This is a genomic window from Paenibacillus sp. FSL R10-2734 (genome assembly GCF_037963865.1).
GTDB lineage: Bacteria > Bacillota > Bacilli > Paenibacillales > Paenibacillaceae > Paenibacillus_AQ.
Genome location: NZ_CP150170.1, coordinates 6,426,041 through 6,444,113, shown reverse-complemented (window position 1 = coordinate 6,444,113; position 18,073 = coordinate 6,426,041). Strand labels below are relative to the sequence as shown.

Sequence of the window (18,073 nt, the reverse complement as noted above, 5' to 3'; positions counted from 1 at the left end):
CAATTATTTGAATATTAGATTTATGGATGTGTGCGATAACAAAAGTTGAGTATGATAGATTAGGAGCTGAGATTTATGAAAGTAGGAGTCGTATCTGATACACATATGTCAAGAATGGCTAAGTCTCTGCCAAAGGCGCTTATTACAGAATTCCAAAATGTGGACATCATCTTGCATCTCGGTGATTGGGTGAGTATGGGAATCTATGATATGCTGGCACAATTAGCACCGGTAGAGGGGATTGCCGGAAATAATGACGGTGATGAGATCATAGAGCGTTTCGGAGAGCGCAAGATTATTACCCTTGAGGGAATCCGGATCGGTATGGTACATGGACATACGCCACATTCCCGCAAAGGAACGGACGGAAATGCCCTGCTTGCTTTTGCGAATGATGAGGTGGATTGTATTCTCTTTGGTCATTCACATCAACCCTTGCTAAGAGAAGAGAATGGTATCCTGCTCTTTAATCCAGGTTCTCCTACAGATAAGCGGCGTGAGAAATTGTATTCTTTCGGAATTCTGGATATCGAAGAGGGTAAGGTTAGTGCCCGGCATGTGTTCTACGAGTCAAAGGAATAAGAACAATTGTCCAAATCATTCGGTGTTCTCTGCATGGTGTACGGTTCGGTTAACATTTACAATGATGTTAAAACGGCCGAAGCCGGGAAGTGAGCGCTGATGATGAACAAATATCGTATTGAACGAGTGGTTTTAGATGATTTAGAACGGCTAATCCCATTATTTGATGAATATCGAGTATTTTATGGAGCAGCCTCTAATCGGGAAGGAGCACGCACCTTCTTAGCCGACAGACTAAAGCTGAATGAATCTGTAATCTTTATGGTAGTTGAGGGGGAAGGCGATGAGAAACGCGCGTGGGGCTTCATACAGCTGTATCCTTCTTTTTCATCGATATCAATGCAGCGCCTCTGGATACTGAATGATTTGTTCGTTACTGCAAAGCTCCGAGGGCATGGGCTAGGTGCGATGTTGCTGGAAAGTGCTCGAGAGTATGCAATTTCTACGAATACTAAGGGCTTGTCCCTGACAACGATGACGGAGAATGTGGGCGCGCAGCGTTTATATAAAGCGCACGGCTATATTCAGGATGATGAATTTTACACCTATAACCTTTTTTTCTAGGCTAGCTAGTGAGAAAGACGAGTAAGGGGCGTTAAAGTGGAAACAAGTAATAAGTTGGCAATCTTTTTTGACCTTGATGACACGTTGTATGATCATCTGGCCCCGTTTCAAGAAGCAGTACGGGAAGTGCTCAGCCCAGACGAGAGTGATCTGGATTTTGCGGAATTATTCTATAAAGTAAGGCATCATAGTGATGTGTTATGGCCGATGTATTTACGCGGTGAGATTCCGCTTGAGGAGACGAGAGTGCGCCGTCTGGAGCTTGCTTTTGCAGAGTATGGTTTGCATATTGATCGTGATCAAGCCACGGCGGTACAAGCAGCATACATTGGACGGCAGTATTCAATTAACATGATTGATGGCGTACGTGAGCATCTTGAACGGTTCATTGTGGACGGACATAAAGTTGGTATTATTACGAATGGACCGAAGGATCATCAGATGAGTAAGATTCGTGGACTAGGCTTAGATCAGATTATTCCTGAGGACATGATCTTTATTTCTGATGCTGTAGGTATTGCCAAACCGGACCCTGAAATATTCATACACGTAAACCAAAAGACAGGTACTTCGGCGGACAACTCGCTTTATATAGGGGATACTTGGGCTAACGATGTGGTCGGAGCACTTGCGGCTGGATGGAAGGTTTGTTGGTACAATCCGAGAGGCAGACAACCGGCTACAGATCATAAGCCTAGTTATATTTTCACTAATTATAAGGAATTTGGCGAACTTCCTCTTCTGTGAGAAGAAATTCTAAACATAAGCCATGCGTGAGAAATCGGCGCATGGCTTTTATTATTATATGTCTTAATAATTTTGATAATTAATTTCCGGGTAGTTGGATATCACGCCATCCGCTTACATCGCATTGACCATGTTCATTATTACCGACAGCAACCACTGTGCCGTCCGATTTAAGCAGGGCGGTATGAGTGCAGCCCGCTGCAACCGCCATAATATCGCACCATCCACTTATATTGCATTCGCCGTACTTATTCCAACCGACAGCAACCACCGTACCATCCGATTTAAGACCGATAGTATGATGACTACCTGCTGCTATTTCCACAATACCGTGCCAGTCACTCACATTGCATTGGCCTTCATGATTTCGACCCGTAGCAACCACCGTGCCGTCCGATTTAAGACCGATGGTATGTAGGTAACCCGCCGCTACCGCCACTATGTCGCGCCAGCCACTTACATTGCGTTGACCATACCGATTATTACCCACAGTAACCACCGTGCCGTCCGATTTAAGACCTACCGTATGCCAGTCACCCGCTGCTATCGCCACCATATCACACCACTCACTTACATTGCATTGGCCTTCATTATTTCGACCTACAGCAACCACCGTACCATCTGATTTAAGTAGGGCGGTACGACGCCAACCCGCTGCAACCGCCACAATATCGGCCCAGCCGCTTACCTCGCATTGGTCATACTTATTCCAACCCACAGCAACCACCGTGCCATCCGATTTAAGGCCGATGGTATGAGCATTACCCGTATGAGCATTACCCGCCGCAATCGCCACAATATCACGCCAGCCACTTACCTCGCATTGGCCATATTTATTATCACCGACAGCCGTCACCGTGCCGTCTGATTTAAGCAGGGCGGTATGACGATAACCCGCCGCTATGGAGGGTAGGGGTTTCACAACGTTCATGAATCTCGCTCCTTAGTTTAAAGGTAGATGGTTCCGATTTTAGGGTCCATCTCAATTAAAGCATAGTTTTTTCTACTTCGCATGTTTGGGAAAGGCCGGCCACGAAGCCCACTACCTGTGTCCATCAAAAAAAGCTCGCTCCCTAGAAAGCCAACTTCGGCTCAATGGGGCAAGCTTTTTTCGTTTACTCTGCGAAGCTGTACGTTGGGTCCGTCAGATTCATTCTTTCTTTAATGCCTGCTGTGGCATAGATTTTGTTGTCATCGGTGATAAAGAAAGCTTCAACTTCTTCAGGTAACGATTCGAGATATTTCATGCCATCTTCTTTTCCCATCAGAAATACCCCAGTAGACAAGGCGTCCGCAATTGTTGCATTCGGGCTCATTATGGTAAGACTTTTTAGTCCATTCTGTGAAGGATATCCTGTGCGCGGATCAATGATATGATGGTAACGAACATTGTCCTGCATAAAATACCGTTCGTAAACACCAGAAGCATCGATGACCTCATCTGCGATTTTTATCGTTCCTAGCTGTGTGCCACGGCTCTGATCTGGATCCTGCAATCCGATATTCCAGTCACTTCCGTTTGGCTTCTTACCGAGTGCAATGATACTGCTGCCGCCGAGGTTAATCATAGCGCTGTCTAGACCTTGCTCTTTTAAATAATCAGCGATACGATCAGCAGCATAACCTTTACCGATACCGCCTAAATCCAGCACCATATTTTCCTTCATCAGCTTTACAGTCTTCGCAGTTTCATCAATTACAACGTCCTTGTAATTGGTTAGGCTCTTCGCTTTATCAATATCAGCTTGGGGAGGGACTTTATCTCCACCACTACCGATATTCCAAAGATCGATTAGCGGACCGATTGTGGGATCAAATAGCCCGTCCATTTCCTCCGCATATTGAAGGGATTGTTTAATCACATCGAGGGTCTCGTCAGAAACGACAACCGCTTCTTTCCCTGCTGCTTGGTTGACAGCATAAACCTCGCCGCCTTCTTTGGTACGGCTAAGCTCCATATCCATTCGCTCCAGCATGTGCTGGATATCATCCATATTTTTCTGTGCTACGGTTTCTCCGAAAACTTTAATATTCACGACAGTGTCATAAATATAAAATGTTTGTGAGAGAGACTTTTCCTCTCCTTTTCCGGATGTTGCTGCGCTCCCCGTAGTTTCCGATACCTTATCGTCCTTATTTTTAATAATTAGCCAAGCGCCGACAGCTATGACGATGATGACGATTACAACGAGGATCAGCGTCGTTTTTTTGTTCTTGAACATATTCCACCATCCATAAAATTAGTTTCTAAACCACATCATTACTTATAATACCCCAGATAAGAAGTTGATGGAAATTAAATTCATGACATATTAGGGATAAGTCAGTCAGCATAGCCCAAAAAGCCCCGTATCTTGACTCGGAGCTGCGCTGAGCTTTTAGAAATATACGCCTTTACTTAATCGAGCATATACTCACTGTATTTGTTCTTGCGAGGATTTAGTACGAAGAGGATGCCTTTAGCATATCCACTAACAGCTTTGAAATTCCGCTTTAGAGTTGCTTTAGCCGTCAGACAAGACAGTGTCCAGATCAAGGCAGCATAATTCATAAAAGGGGCTTTACGCAAGTTGAGCAGATAGTAGTGATTGATGGCAGTAGCCCGTGCAACAACACCCGCTTTATCCCGAGAGCCTGGCGACTCATGATGGATGATCTTCATGGCTGGGTTAATCACAAGCTTGCCATAGCGGCTGGCCAAATGGGATAAATAAATATCCTCGGCTATGGAATAGCTTGTCATCCATGGATAAGGCTTTATATCACGCAGTGCTGAGCGCCGAAAGGACATATTACACCCATGAAAAAAATCCGTTTCAAATACATGCTTTTTCTCTCCCCATAGGAATTGCGAACCTGCAAACATACTTGCTGACAATCTGCCGGGTGATCCGGACATTTGTCCGGTTAACATACCGAACAGCCTGCTTGGCATGCTACTATGTATGCCTTTGGCTACACCACCTACACCAACAATGGAATCATCGGCTGCATAAGTATCTAACAGTCGTCGAATATATAAGGAGTCATCTAATTCTGCATCGTCATCTAGGTTGAGCACAATTTCTGCATGGATCAGTCCTAGCGCTTCGTAACGGGAAAGCCAGAGGCCAGGCTTAGTTTTGCGATGATAATGAAGCTCAGCATGCGGTAATCCGGTCAGTATTTTACGATAATAGGCTAATTTGTCCTCAGGAATCTCACCGTCGTCTACAATCCATAACTCGATGGAGATATCCTCAAGCTGTGTCTGCTTGCCAATGGACTCTATGCACACCGTAAGGTCGTCGACTCGGTTACGGGTAGGAATCACTATAGATATATCATACATATCTTGAAACTCCCTTCAGGACTTCTTGCGTCCGCTAATCTGAATGTAGTCTTCCGGCAAAATGGTTACCTTCATTCTATCTGTCCTGAAGAAGAGCGTATATACCACTTTCGTATACTTTTAGTTGGGGTTCATGACTAATGAGATTGTTTTAAATAAAAGTTAAGTTTGTATTTTTCGGTTTTTAACTATATAATAGTAAGTGAAGAATATTTAGTTATTAGTCTTATTCAGCAGTTACAAATTTAGCGATAATATTAGGAGGTTTTTTCATGAGAATAGATATTTGGTCCGATTATGCATGCCCATTTTGTTACATTGGTAAAAGACGTCTGGAGAATGCACTGAGTCAATTCCCGAACAGAGATCAAGTAGAGGTGGTATTCCGTAGCTTTCAACTGGATCCAAATGCAGAGGTGAGTACAGATAAGAATATTCATGAGCTATTGGCTTCCAAATACGGCATGTCTATCGAAAAAGCAAAAGCAATGAATGCTCAGTTAGCTGAGCAAGCGCAGGATGTGGGATTGGATTTCGTTTTTGATACAGTGAAGCATACGAATACTTTCGACAGTCACCGCCTGAGTCACTTTGCAAGCTCAAAAGGAAAAGGGGCAGAAATGTCCGAACGTCTGCTACGCGCCTACTTTACGGATTCATTGAATCTTGGAGACCGCAGTGTGCTCGCTACCCTTGCTGCTGAGGTAGGGCTGGATCAGGCAGAAGCTGCGGCAATGCTGGAGACGGATGCATACACAGCTGAAGTGAATGGAGATATCGAAGAAGGAAGCCGTCTTAATATTACTGGTGTGCCATTCTTCGTGTTCAACAATAAATATGCTTTATCCGGTGCACAGCCAGGCCCTGTATTTACAGAGGTATTGGATACCGTGTGGGCGGAGGAGCAAACAGGACCAACGCTACAGGTGGTTGGCAATGGAAAATCCGAGGTATCCACGGATGATGGCTGCGCGGATGGATCTTGCAATATTTAAAGTTCGTATAGTGTGGAGAAGAAGAGATGGAGAAGCTTCCATTTCTTCTTTTTTTTAATTACAAAACTCACGAAACTCTTCTCTTGTTAATTCATAATCAATAGAAGATTGCCATTCCCCGAGTTGATTTCTCCACGAATTCAAATGAAGGGCAACTTTTCGGAAGCCAACGTTCTCATATACATGCTGAGCTCTTGTATTCTTGGCATTGGTATCGAGAACGATTGTGCGATAGCCCATATTCACAAATAAAAAGTTAATCAACATAGTTAAAAATAGAGTTCCAAGGCCTTTATCCTGTTCATTAAAATCACAGATTTTAATGCCAATTTCTGCAGTGCCGTCGGTAATCGTTCTGTAATTCATTTCTCCTGATGGAACACCATCAATGTCCAGAATCAAGCGACGATTAAGCTCCGTGTCGGTCAGAAGCTTCTCCAATATATCTTGCTCTGTGCAGCCGATGCCATTTGGAAAACCGGCATGTGCCATGATCTTTCCATCGTTCCACCAACTGCATAAAAGGGGGACATCATTTGCTGTTGCATTGCGTATGACTAAATTCCCATTTTCTATATACATAAATTCCTCATCCATTCCTTTGAATTTCATGAAGAGCTTAACATACACACGATTTCACCTGGAATGGAGAGATCATATTAAATCAAGTTTTACACACTAAAAAGACAAGGCCCCCGAATGTATCCGGGAGCGCTCGTCTTTTGTATGATAGGGTTATCTAAAAGAAGTGATAAAGCTTGTGAATAAGGTGCGGACATCGTATTGATGCTGATTGATCGGTTCGATAGGCCGGTTAATGCCGAGCAGTGTGTACACTGCAGTTCTTGCCGCTCTGATAGAATATTCTTCCGTGAATACAACATCATCTGGAATTTCGCAATATTGTCCAACGAAGGCAAGGTTAGTAGGGCCTTCAGGAACTACCTTAGGTCGGTCGCTGTTTAATCTAGGCATGAATTGTGAAGTGATATAAGGCATCATGCATGGTATACAGTTAGCAGTTGCCATGATCTCGTCCTTATGTTCTTCGAAATGAAGATGACCGATTAATTCTTCCATAATTTCTTCTCCGGTACATTCGCTCATTTTCTTCTTCACGAAGTCGCCTACTTTGTCCGGATATAGTCCGTAACCCCAGAACACCTTCACATGCTCCGGTTGATTGCGGAAATGCGGTTGGAAGGCTAAGACAACGGACATCAACCAGCTCGAATCTTTGAAGGTAACCAATGCGCCAGTACCGGCACGATTGCGAGTGAATTTCTCCATAAGATCGAAGAATTTAGAATCTTGGAAGGTCACGGTAAATGACTCCCATTTCGAACCATCTATATGATCATCGAAGGAGGATGGATTGCCGAGACCTGGTTTTTTGGCGGCGATGTTCTCCCATAATTTCCATGAGCTACCCTTTCCGTTGAGACGTGGGGCAGAGGTCATGGAGCCAAGGCTGGAGCCTTCGGTCATAGAACCGTTCGTGACGATTACGATATCGTCTTCGCTTATGTTAATCACGTCTGGTACACCTTGGCGTAGGACGTTCATTTGGGTTACGGTAATGCCATCTCCGTCTTTGAACTGCAGGTCAGTTACTGTACATTTCAGTGTAAAGTCTACGCCGAAGCCTTCGAGATATTTGTGCATTGGTAAGATGATGGAATCATACTGGTTATATGGAGTGCGGGTTACGCCTTCCAGCGTTTGAATTCTTGGGAATTCATGTACGAAACGAATCATATATCGTTTAAGCTCTACAGCGCTATGCCAAGGCTGGAATGCGAAAGTTGTAGCCCACATGTACCAGAAGTTCGTGGTGAAAAAGTGAGGACCAAACCAGTCGCTAATCCGAGCTTTTCCCATTTTTTCTTCCGGTGTAATGATCAATTTGCCCATCGCAAGCCGATCAGCCATATCGAAGCCCATGGATAATACATCCTCCACCTCGCCATTGCGGTTAACGAGTCTAGCGTTGGCGTGCGTTGGATTGGCGGTATCGAATTCTATAATCTCTTCTCTAACGGATTTCTCAGGATGGTCGAGGGAGGGAATCGACATGAGTAAATCCCATGTATTCTCATAGGTCTCATCATTGAGCATCCGGCCACCGCGAATGACGTATCCGTGCTCAGCGTCACCTGCGCCGTCGTTGCTGCCACCGAGAATTTTCATCTCTTCAATAATGTGAATGTTCTGTCCCGGAAAGTCACAGTCTCTGACCAGGTAAGCCGCACCCGCTAAGGATGCAATTCCGCCACCGACAAAATAAACCTGTTTATTACCGTACTCTTTTTTCACAATGGTCGCCTCCAAGTTGTTGTTGAATAATCACATTCTTAATGTAAACCAACTCCAATTTCGAAGGTATAATCAAACCTTTTAGAGTGTATGGATTTTAGTCATTTCGGTCTATCTGTCTAGTTTTTAGACAAAAAAAACCGCTGCAACCCAAAGGTTACAACGGCTTATTCTCATACTTGAGCAAAGCTTTTAGAAAATTCCCCTCAATGAGTACACTTAGCTTCTCGATAATGTGATCCGGATGCTCCTTCATCCCATCTCTCATCCACTGAATGACAAGGCCTGTGAAGGCCAGTGTATAGAAGTTGGCAATGAAGTGCTTATCTTCTTGACTGACCTCCATCTCGGCGGACAGCTCGTTTATGACACCCATAATGAGATCATTCGTCACATCATATAGATACGCATCCAGATGATTTCTGCCTAGTGAGTTCAAGGTGTTGCAGCAAAAGGTTTTATTCCGTTCGATGTAGCAGAAGATTCTATAAAAACCGTCCGACCATGTGCTATAGCTACGATACTGGGCGATGCTTTCTACAGCCTCAGTCTTATAGATCCAACCCAGTAAATCAAATATGTCCTGAAAATGATAATAGAAGGTTTGTCTATTTAGTCCGCAATGGTCCACGAGCTGTTTGACTGTGATTTTATTGAGCGACGTATGTTCCATTAGTTCTTTTAAGGAGTGGGACAGTGCATTTTTGGTGAGAAAAGAATTGGACAACGACCTATCATCTCCTCCATTCAAGCTTTCGGCCACTGCTTAACCAGCAGACGAATTCCTTCAGCCAATAAACCGAGTGCAAATCCGCCACATGTGAAAAAGAAAAAAGCTAGGAAACCCGCGAGATCCTCCCAACCGGACATCTCTCTATAGGTGTAGCTTAGCATAATTACCGAACCGATGATTATTCCTGTTGTAGTGATTAACCAGAGTAGACGAGCTCCAAACCACCCTAAGATGTTGAGGATACCCGATACGACAATGGAAAAAAGGGCGAAGCGCAGCAACAGTGTGACATCCAGTGAATGTGCCATCAACACGAATCTGTGCAGAAAGAAGAGCAACCATAGAAATACACCATAAACAGCCATCCAGATAAACCAACGGTTACTTTTGGCAGCAGGCAGGAATTTCATTTCTTGCTCACCTCTTTTTTCCAAAGTACGAACGGTGTGCAGTAAGGATTATACTGAGAAGGATTCCAGTTCTTCTACACTTTGCAAAAGATGATTCAGCAGGTTCGGAATGTCTTCCATCTGTTCCTCAGTGATTTGCCTCTTGAATCGCAGCTCGATGCAATTATTGTAGGTTTCGCCTTCTTGACCATAAATGAAGCTTAAAGACTGTACAGGCTGGAATTCAGGTCCCCAAATCGCTATGAGAATACTCTCGATCGCCTGACATTCAGCAGGGATATCTTCGATTTCCATATAAAAACGTAACGAAAGATTACAGCCGGGATCCGTGTTCGGCATTTCCAATATTTCATCGCTAAGATCTTTAACAGATGAAGTTAGAAAGACTTCGGCAGTTACGTTCCTGCCTGCAGTCAATTGGAAGGAGAGGCTGAATTCTCTGGACATCAATGCCATATTCAGAAGGTCGGAACGATCCGTAACGACCAAAATTCCGTCCAGATTATCGTAGTCGTAGATTTGGTTCTCAAAAGCAATTTTTATATTTTCGAAGACAGTAGGATGGAACAATAATGGCACCTTCTTTGTTTATTAGTATTGTAACATGATCTAAATAGAAGTGAAAAAGATGCCCAAGGACCATTTGGACCGGGCATCTTTCGTGTATTACTCCATAACCTTGTACATGCCCGTCATGCCAGGGGCGTGATTCTGAAAGCCGTATTTTCCGTAAAAGGTATCCTTGCCATGTGATGCAAAAAGTCCGACGAACGCGCCAGAATAACAATGAGACCGAATATAGTGCAGTAGCTGTTCAATAATGGCATTACCAATGCCTTGACCCTGAAATTCGGGAAGCACGGCTACGTCCTGAATATAAAAATACATATGACCATCGCCGACGATCCGCCCCATACCGATAACCTTGTCTTCCTGCACAACGACCATCCCATAAACCGAATGAGCCAGAGAGGCCGCGGTCATTTCGGTATTCACGCTCCCCCAACCGACGGCTTCCCATAAGGAGGCATGCTCCTCGGTCGTGGGTAAACGTTCAATACATTCATAATGATGTGCTGTTGTCATAGCTAATCACCCATTCTTTGTTAAATTATTGCAGCGATTGTAGTGTAGTAAGCTCCACCGTAATCAGCCTCCTTAGGATGAATGGGTATTCACTGTGATCATGTTAGTTCGTAGGTGCAGGTGCGGTATATTTCAGGAATGTCTTCGGAATTGGGCTTTCGAAGGTCATTAACTCTCCTGTAGTAGGATGAATAAAAGAAAGTACACGAGCATGCAGACCAAGTCGGCCTACCGTTTTGGTCTCTGCGCCATACTTCTTGTCTCCCGCGATCGGATGGCCAATATCCGCCATATGCACACGAATCTGATTCTTGCGTCCAGTTTCAAGCTTTACCTCAAGTAAGGAGAAGTGGCGGTTCGCTTGAATGAGCTTATAATGTGTGATCGCATGTAGACCATCACCTTCATGTGGACTGGAGTACATTTTTAGGGTAGAGGTTTCTTTTAACCAAGAGCTTACCGTGCCTTCAGGTCTTTTAACGGCGCCTTCGACTAATGCTACGTAAGAACGTTCCTTCACGGTATCCTTCCAGGTAGTTTGCAGTGCCTGCTGGATCTTTTCGCTTTTAGCAAACATCATCACGCCAGATGTATCGCGATCCAAGCGGTGAACGACAAAAATTCGGTTCTTAGGATTGCTGACGCGCACATGCTCCATAAGCTGGCGGTAAGCCGTCAATTCATTTTCTTCCGCAGTGGCAATCGATAGCAGTCCAGCATCCTTCTGAATAATGATGAGATCATCATCCTCATGAACGATAGTGAGTCCGATCATTTCAGCTACTTGTACGGGCTTCTCTTGATCAATCGTCACGGTTTGACCCGGGTGCAATTGAAAATTATGCTGTGTGACTGCCTTCCCATTCACCGCCACTTGTCCACGCGAGAGGATAGACTTGATCGCATTTCGTCCACGCCCTGTGATGTGGCTAAGTAGGAAGGGTAACAGCTCAGAAGGTTCATTTACTGTGAAAGACTTGGGTGCTGCGGGTGCTTTGGCTTTATGATTAAGCTTGCCATTCGGCTTGCTGTGGGAACGAGTACCTCTTTTGGCTGTTTCTTTAGGGTTTCTTCTTGAGTTCATGACTTCATTCTCCGTCCTTTAATATTGTACTCCTCAATATACCATGGGCTGTTAAGAAATACTATGTGAAGGGCAGTGGTACTCATAGAAATATTAGTTGAACTAGAACAACAAGAAGAAATAAGATAATTTGTACCCAGCCTAATCGATGAGCAATTTTCTTTTCTCGGGGCATAGCACTTACGGCATAAATCTTAGTATCCACAGTAAGCAGCAGGATACCAGAGATCAGAAGTGCTGCAGCTATGTAGGTTAGCTGATGGTAGAGCATATTTAAACCACCTATTCTTCTTTAAGTCCAACTCTGTTAATATTCGAATTGACTTTTATATCTACAGTGAGATGGGAATATTGCTCTTCCCAGTCCTTTTTGTCATGGACGTGAGCCTTCCAATAGGAAGGCATATAAGCGCGTACGTATTCACCCATACCAAAGATATCCGAATGGGCTTGTTGAGTCTCTTTAATTAGCAGATCTAATATTTGTATAACTCCTTTTTGGGATTCGATTTCAAGTTCTTTCAGAGCTTGGCTTGAAGAAATATTGGCTTCACTGTTTATGTGTTCATCCAGAGCGGTATCTAGAAAAACATTATAAGTTATATGGGGTTTCCCGTTTTTGAGTTGAACCTTAACTCTTGTAAAACGGTCGTTAGTTTTGAGGATCACCGGACCAAACTTATCTGAATTGAATAGCACAGAATACCCCCCAGGATTAATACCCTTCATAGCCATATATGCTCCGATTTCAATAGGGGTCGTTGATCCCACCATTACACCACCACTAAAGTAAGCTAGACCTTTAATCAACATATTCTCTTTGTGATGTAAGGAAACGTAAGGTAAATAACCGCTCTCGCCCCATTTGGATTCAGCAGACCAGAATACCCCCATATAGTTAGCAGGAAACTTGCCAGAGGTTACTGCTTTCTCCAAGGTGGATAGGATATACAGAGTCGGTACTCGTTGAAGTGGAGGATTAATATTCATGAATTCGGAGGCCTCGCCTTCCGACACCAGTAGCCAAGTACGTCGACGTACCTCAGGATTGCGACGTAAATAGTCATTTAAATCATGTAGATTGCTCCTCGCAATATCTTCACTAATGATAATGACCCGAAGATGGATTAGATAACGTGGATCTGAGATTTGCTGTTGTAAATTATTCATGGCGTCATCTAGAGAGTATCCGTATACTTGTATAACCCATACCGGATTTTGATTTCCACCTCCGCTACTTTCACCACCACTACTTGGTCCTAACGGGACTCTTCCTGGAACCGCAATTTGAGCGGTTACACGGATCTTTTTCAGGTTAATGTTGGCGCTACTAAGATGTGTCGTTTTATCATCTTCGGTTTCGCTATTTGCCGGAACGGAGTCTATGGACAATCCGAGCACAAGGGCACGATCTTCTATTTCGAGCTGGTCCCAGCAACCAGAGAGAAATGCTGATGTTATGGAGAGTGCTACTAAGAGAATGATACGTTTGTAAATTCCATTATTCATGAGCAAGCCCTCCTTTATGTCGAATAAGAGCCATCAACCATAATAGAAGTGGATAGAAGGTCAATAAAATCAGACCGATAACTCCAGTAATAGAGGCAATCGTGTGGACTTGATAAATATCTCTGGGTATAAGTGAAAATGTGAAAATTAATGGAAGTGAAAAACTGGATATTAGGCGGTGATCTTTTATCCGCATTACCTGCTGAACCGAATATGTAGCTAAGTAGTAATTCGTGAATATTGTAGTGAATATTGAAACTACCCAGACAATTATAAATAGAGCATCAAATCGTTCTAATAGTCCTCCGCCAATAGAAATCGAGCGGGCAGTCTCTAGCGTTGGGTAGGTGAGCAGTTTGGTTTCTTGGGATCCGAACATGCCAACTGTGATGATAATGATCAATAAATAAACAAAGCCAATAATAAGAAGTGCAGCAACTCCTGCTTTAAGCACCTGATGAGGATTTTTCATTATGGGAACCATTAGCGTTAGAATAAAAGTTCCCTAATACAGGGTAGCAGAAGTAAGCATTCCCTTGGAAAAGCTTGAAAATGTTAGATGATTACCTGTGATGGGCAATAAGTTTAAGGCATCTACGCTTTTCAACGAAACTAAAACAATTCCGAGAACGGATATTAAGATGAAAGGTAAATAAAAAATATGAACATATGTAAATTTAACGGTATTTCTGCGGATGGATAAGGCAGCCAGGATGAGCATCAATAGAATTACCGCTTCGATAGGTGTTTTTTTAAACACAACTGTGATGCATACCTCTCCGAATTGACGCATCGTAATCCCGGCAGAGAATGCAAAAAACAATGAAATAAGAACTGAGAAAATATTTGCGAGTCTTGTACCCACTAGCCGGCGGCTGAATACAAATAAATTCTCGTTCGGGAATTTCCGGCATACAGCGGCCGTGAACCAGCAACCGAGAAAAGCTAGTGGAATTCCAGAAGCTGAAACCAAAGGTGCGCCACTGCCTCCGGTTTCAGCCATATAACGGGGAATGCTTAAAATACCTATCCCAATAATCGTACTAACGATTACTGCCACTACTTGGATTGTTGTTATCGGGCGGTTGTTGTTCATCAAGTTCTGTCTCCTTGAAAATCTGATCTGAATACGTTGTTGGCAAATCATGAGCGAGTCGAGTAGGATCTGGACTGTTCAAGAAGCTCGGGCGTTGTCTCATCCACCATAAAGGGGCGCGAATTATACTATCCTTCAGGTCTCTCCAATTAACGGGCACGTATGGCGTCATATAGGGAACACCGAAGGATTCCAGAAATAATAAGTGATTCACAATTACTATGGTGCCTAACATGACGCCGTACAGACCAAAGCAGCCTGCCAGAATAATTAATGGGAATCTTAGCATTCTGGATGAAATCGCCGCATTGTACGAAGGGGTGGCAAAAGACCCTATAGTTGTTATGGCGACAATAACCACGGTCGTCGGGCTTGCTAAACCTGCTGATACAGCTGCCTGTCCGATAACTAGGACACCCACAATAGAAAGGGCACCTCCAATCATTTGTGGAAGACGAATGGTTGCCTCACGAAGCACTTCCATGAAGACCTCCATAATCAGTACTTCTAAAACTGCTGGGAATGGAACCCCTGCTCTGCCCCCTGAGATCGCTACCGCAAATTCCGTAGGCATGAGCTCTGGGTTGAAGGAGATGACAGATACATAGAGAGCAGGGAAAAACAGCGAGAATATCAAGGCAATCAGCCGGATTACTCGAATAAGGCTGCCGACAATAAAACGTTCCGAATAATCATCCATCGTCTGGAAGAATTGACTGAATAGTGCTGGAACGATTAAAGAGAAGGGAGAGCCGTCTACCAGAATGATGACTCTTCCTTCTAATAATGCTGCGACAGATTTATCCGGTCGTTCCGTTGGTTGAACCTGTGGAAAGGGGGATAACGGATTATCCTCAATGAATTGCTCGATGTACCCTGAATCTAGAATGCCGTCTGTGTTGATCATAGATAATCTCTTCATAACTTTTTTAACTAATTCGGGGTCTACTATCCCTTCTATGTAGCACACAGCAACCTGGGAACGAGTCCTTGTGCCAAGCGGGGCGGTCGTAACCCGAAAATCCGGGGTTTGCAGCCGATAACGAAGTAGGGATAGATTGGATTCCAAATTCTCAATAAATCCTTCTCGCGAACCGCGTATAATCTGCTCCGTCTGCGGCTGTTCAATACTTCGATGCTCAATTTTACGCAGATTGAAGTAAAGAGCTTGGTCCATGCCCTCTACGAGCAGAACTACGCTTCCTTCTAACAGAGTGGCAGGCAAGGTGTTTAAGTTCGATGTTCGGTCGCCTTGAGTCACTTGAACGGTTGTATTCCAGATGAAATCGGGCAGCTCCTTGCGTTGCTCTGGAATTGCCGAGAGTTCGGATGGGACGCTCATTAACGGCTTCAGGACATGCTCATGAACTTGATCCTGATCCACTAAAGATGAAAATAATAGGATTGCTGCATCATACAAGCCATACATTCGAAAGTTACGCACAATGAGATCAGCATCTGCACCGAAGACATTACGGATGGAATTAATATTTTTGTTTAGGTCAGAATCCAGTGGTTTCTGTGAACGCTCATTAGGGGAAGTGGGTTCTTCGTGTGCTTTTTTTTGTGTAAAAGAACTAAGTTTTTGTTTCCAATTTTGCACGGTTGTTCCTCTTTCCTATAGAATGGCGATTTTTAAAGCTTGGCTCAAAAGAAGTCCTTTTATGTAAATTTTCCAAAACAAGAAATGGAAGGACGACTTCAAGAGTGTTGCTCATTACACCATTGACCGCTAAACTAAAGATAGAAACGCCTAAGGAGTTATGAGAGATATGAAGATGCAAGCACCTACTATTGAACAGGCGCAGGCTGAACTGCAAAAATATTACGGTTATCCAGACTTTCGGGATGGCCAGAAAAAGATTGTTCAGAACTTGCTGGAGGGTCGCGATACGCTGGGGATTTTACCTACAGGGGGCGGGAAATCGATCTGCTACCAGGTTCCTGCACTGCTGCTACCCGGGCTGACACTGGTGATCTCACCGTTGATCTCACTGATGAAAGACCAAGTGGACGCGTTAACCACGGCAGGTATTCCGGCAGCCTTTATTAATAGCACATTGAGCGGAAAAGAAGTGAATGAGCGGATTCGGGCTGCCCGCCGGGGCGATTTGAAGCTGCTATATGTTGCGCCCGAAAGGCTAGAGCTTGACTGGTTCCGACTGGAGATGGCTGAATTGTCCATTTCCTGCGTGGCTGTGGATGAGGCACACTGTGTATCTCAGTGGGGGCATGATTTCCGCACAAGCTATCTGTCGGTATCACCATTTGTGAACGAGCTGCCAGAGCGGCCTATTTTGGCTGCATTTACGGCGACGGCAACGCCAGAGGTTATGGAGGATATGGTTCGGCTGCTGCGTTTGCGCGAGCCAGGTATTTTCATGACTGGACTCGGAAGAGATAATCTAGCAATGTCCGTGCTACGTGGAGAGAACAAGCGGGAGTTCGTCATGGACTACACAGCGACGCATTCTCACCAGCCGGGAATTGTATATGCGGCTACCCGCAAAGAAGTGGATGATCTATATCAGAGACTGCAAGCTTCTGGAATAGCAGCAGGCCGCTATCACGCGGGTATGAATGATCAGGAGCGGGCAGATAGTCAAGAAGGCTTCCTATATGACGATATCCGGGTCATGGTGGCCACGAATGCTTTTGGGATGGGGATTGATAAATCCAATGTCCGCTACGTAATTCATTACAATATGCCAAAAAACATGGAAGCTTATGTTCAGGAAGCAGGTCGTGCTGGACGTGACGGAGAGCCTAGTGAATGTATCCTGCTTTTTAGTGCGCAGGATATTATGACGCAGAAGTTTCTGATCGAGCAGAATCCGCAAGATACGGACCGCAAAGCTAACGAATATCGCAAGCTTCAGCAAATGATTGATTATTGCTATACTACCCGCTGTTTGCGGAGTGCTCAGCTGGATTATTTTGGCGAGGCACATGGGGACAAGCCCTGTGGGATTTGCAGCTCGTGTACAGATGAACGAGAGCTTGTAGATATGACCGTTGATGCACAGAAAATATTCTCCTGCATCCACCGTATGCGGGAACGTTATGGAGTAGCGTTGGTGGCTTCTGTGCTTAAAGGTTCTCGCAATCAGAAGGTGATGCAGTATGGCTTTGATAAGCTGCCGACTCACGGTGCGATGTCCAGCCGGACGGAGAAAGAGATCTCGGAGAGCATCAATGTGCTTATCTCTGAAGGATATCTTGCTTTGTCGGAAGGACAATATCCCGTAGTACGGCTCCAGCCTTTGGCTGCTGAGGTGCTGCGCGGACAGCGTGAGGTCATGCAGCGAGTGGCGCGGCCATCACGAGCAGGTGCGGCATCCGGTACACGAGTTCGTAGTCGCGGGCATGACCTGTCACCTTCGGCGGTCAATGAGACCGTCTTCGAGCAGCTCCGTCTAATCCGGCGAGAATTGGCGGGCCGAGAGCATGTGCCGTCTTATATTATTTTTAATGATGCAACGCTTCGTGAGATGAGTGTGGTTTGTCCACAGACCGAAGCGGAAATGCTGAGAGTGAAGGGCGTAGGGGAAGTGAAATACAGGAAGTACGGTAAGGCATTCCTGGAGTTTTTTCAAAATGAAATGTAGAAAAGGTCGTGT

At 44.6% G+C, this 18,073-nt stretch carries 18 protein-coding genes and 1 pseudogene; 5 read left to right on the top strand and 14 right to left on the bottom strand.

Translation table 11 applies throughout. The features are described 5' to 3' along the window. Window positions 1–75 precede the first annotated feature (75 nt). The 3 genes from NSS67_RS27855 (at window position 76) to NSS67_RS27845 (ending at window position 1,893) form a co-directional block, all read left to right on the top strand. A complete protein-coding gene (locus NSS67_RS27855; RefSeq protein WP_339316982.1) occupies window positions 76–582 on the top strand; it encodes a metallophosphoesterase in 507 nt (168 codons plus the stop codon). Window positions 583–681: 99 nt separating this feature from the next. Continuing rightward, entirely contained in the window at window positions 682–1,146 is a 465-nt protein-coding gene (locus NSS67_RS27850) for a GNAT family N-acetyltransferase (protein ID WP_339316981.1), read from the top strand. A gap of 36 nt (window positions 1,147–1,182) precedes the next feature. Further along, window positions 1,183–1,893, top strand: a complete 711-nt coding sequence (locus NSS67_RS27845; RefSeq protein ID WP_339316980.1) for an HAD family hydrolase — start codon at window positions 1,183–1,185, stop codon at window positions 1,891–1,893. 79 nt (window positions 1,894–1,972) lie between these two features. On the opposite strand, the gene NSS67_RS27840 is transcribed toward NSS67_RS27845, so the two are convergent. From NSS67_RS27840 to NSS67_RS27830, 3 genes are all read right to left on the bottom strand, one after another. Further along, window positions 1,973–2,824 carry a chromosome condensation regulator gene (locus NSS67_RS27840; protein ID WP_339316979.1) on the bottom strand — a complete coding sequence of 284 codons (852 nt, stop codon included), beginning with the start codon at window positions 2,822–2,824 and terminating at the stop codon, window positions 1,973–1,975. 184 nt (window positions 2,825–3,008) lie between these two features. Then, window positions 3,009–4,115 (bottom strand): FAD:protein FMN transferase, encoded by a 1,107-nt coding sequence (locus NSS67_RS27835; protein WP_339316978.1) that lies wholly within the window; start codon window positions 4,113–4,115, stop codon window positions 3,009–3,011. Window positions 4,116–4,291: 176 nt separating this feature from the next. Next, window positions 4,292–5,224 carry a glycosyltransferase family 2 protein gene (locus NSS67_RS27830; RefSeq protein WP_339316977.1) on the bottom strand — a complete coding sequence of 311 codons (933 nt, stop codon included), beginning with the start codon at window positions 5,222–5,224 and terminating at the stop codon, window positions 4,292–4,294. A 272-nt stretch (window positions 5,225–5,496) separates the two neighbouring features. Between NSS67_RS27830 and NSS67_RS27825 the strand changes: the two genes are divergently transcribed. Further along, complete coding sequence (locus tag NSS67_RS27825) at window positions 5,497–6,219, top strand: DsbA family oxidoreductase (RefSeq protein ID WP_339316976.1); 723 nt, start codon at window positions 5,497–5,499, stop codon at window positions 6,217–6,219. Window positions 6,220–6,273: 54 nt separating this feature from the next. Here NSS67_RS27825 and NSS67_RS27820 read toward each other — a convergent pair whose 3' ends face one another. The 11 genes and pseudogenes from NSS67_RS27820 to NSS67_RS27770 all read right to left on the bottom strand — a co-directional run bounded on the left by NSS67_RS27820 (window position 6,274) and on the right by NSS67_RS27770 (window position 16,056). After that, window positions 6,274–6,831 (bottom strand): GNAT family protein, encoded by a 558-nt coding sequence (locus tag NSS67_RS27820; protein WP_339316975.1) that lies wholly within the window; start codon window positions 6,829–6,831, stop codon window positions 6,274–6,276. A 123-nt stretch (window positions 6,832–6,954) separates the two neighbouring features. Beyond that, window positions 6,955–8,535 (bottom strand): oleate hydratase, encoded by a 1,581-nt coding sequence (locus tag NSS67_RS27815; RefSeq protein ID WP_339316974.1) that lies wholly within the window; start codon window positions 8,533–8,535, stop codon window positions 6,955–6,957. A 157-nt stretch (window positions 8,536–8,692) separates the two neighbouring features. Next, complete coding sequence (locus NSS67_RS27810) at window positions 8,693–9,262, bottom strand: TetR-like C-terminal domain-containing protein (protein WP_339316972.1); 570 nt, start codon at window positions 9,260–9,262, stop codon at window positions 8,693–8,695. A 20-nt stretch (window positions 9,263–9,282) separates the two neighbouring features. Continuing rightward, window positions 9,283–9,678, bottom strand: coding sequence for a hypothetical protein (locus NSS67_RS27805; RefSeq protein WP_339316971.1), 396 nt, complete (start codon window positions 9,676–9,678; stop codon window positions 9,283–9,285). A gap of 48 nt (window positions 9,679–9,726) precedes the next feature. Next, entirely contained in the window at window positions 9,727–10,248 is a 522-nt protein-coding gene (locus NSS67_RS27800) for a hypothetical protein (RefSeq protein ID WP_339316970.1), read from the bottom strand. Between the two features lie 96 nt (window positions 10,249–10,344). Further along, a complete protein-coding gene (locus NSS67_RS27795; protein ID WP_339316969.1) occupies window positions 10,345–10,764 on the bottom strand; it encodes a GNAT family N-acetyltransferase in 420 nt (139 codons plus the stop codon). Window positions 10,765–10,867: 103 nt separating this feature from the next. Next, window positions 10,868–11,848, bottom strand: coding sequence for an RluA family pseudouridine synthase (locus NSS67_RS27790; protein ID WP_339316968.1), 981 nt, complete (start codon window positions 11,846–11,848; stop codon window positions 10,868–10,870). Between the two features lie 82 nt (window positions 11,849–11,930). Further along, a complete protein-coding gene (locus tag NSS67_RS27785; protein WP_339316966.1) occupies window positions 11,931–12,119 on the bottom strand; it encodes a CLC_0170 family protein in 189 nt (62 codons plus the stop codon). A gap of 11 nt (window positions 12,120–12,130) precedes the next feature. Continuing rightward, a complete protein-coding gene (locus NSS67_RS27780) occupies window positions 12,131–13,357 on the bottom strand; it encodes a Ger(x)C family spore germination protein (RefSeq protein WP_339316965.1) in 1,227 nt (408 codons plus the stop codon). After that, window positions 13,350–14,453: pseudogene (locus NSS67_RS27775) on the bottom strand (GerAB/ArcD/ProY family transporter). Before NSS67_RS27775 ends, NSS67_RS27780 begins: the two are co-directional and overlap by 8 nt. Then, a complete protein-coding gene (locus NSS67_RS27770) occupies window positions 14,401–16,056 on the bottom strand; it encodes a spore germination protein (RefSeq protein ID WP_339316964.1) in 1,656 nt (551 codons plus the stop codon). Before NSS67_RS27770 ends, NSS67_RS27775 begins: the two are co-directional and overlap by 53 nt. 169 nt (window positions 16,057–16,225) lie before the next feature. Between NSS67_RS27770 and recQ the strand changes: the two genes are divergently transcribed. Continuing rightward, the gene (gene recQ, locus NSS67_RS27765; protein ID WP_339316963.1) at window positions 16,226–18,061 is read left to right on the top strand and encodes a DNA helicase RecQ; all 1,836 of its coding nucleotides are present in this window, start codon (window positions 16,226–16,228) and stop codon (window positions 18,059–18,061) included. Window positions 18,062–18,073 lie beyond the last annotated feature (12 nt).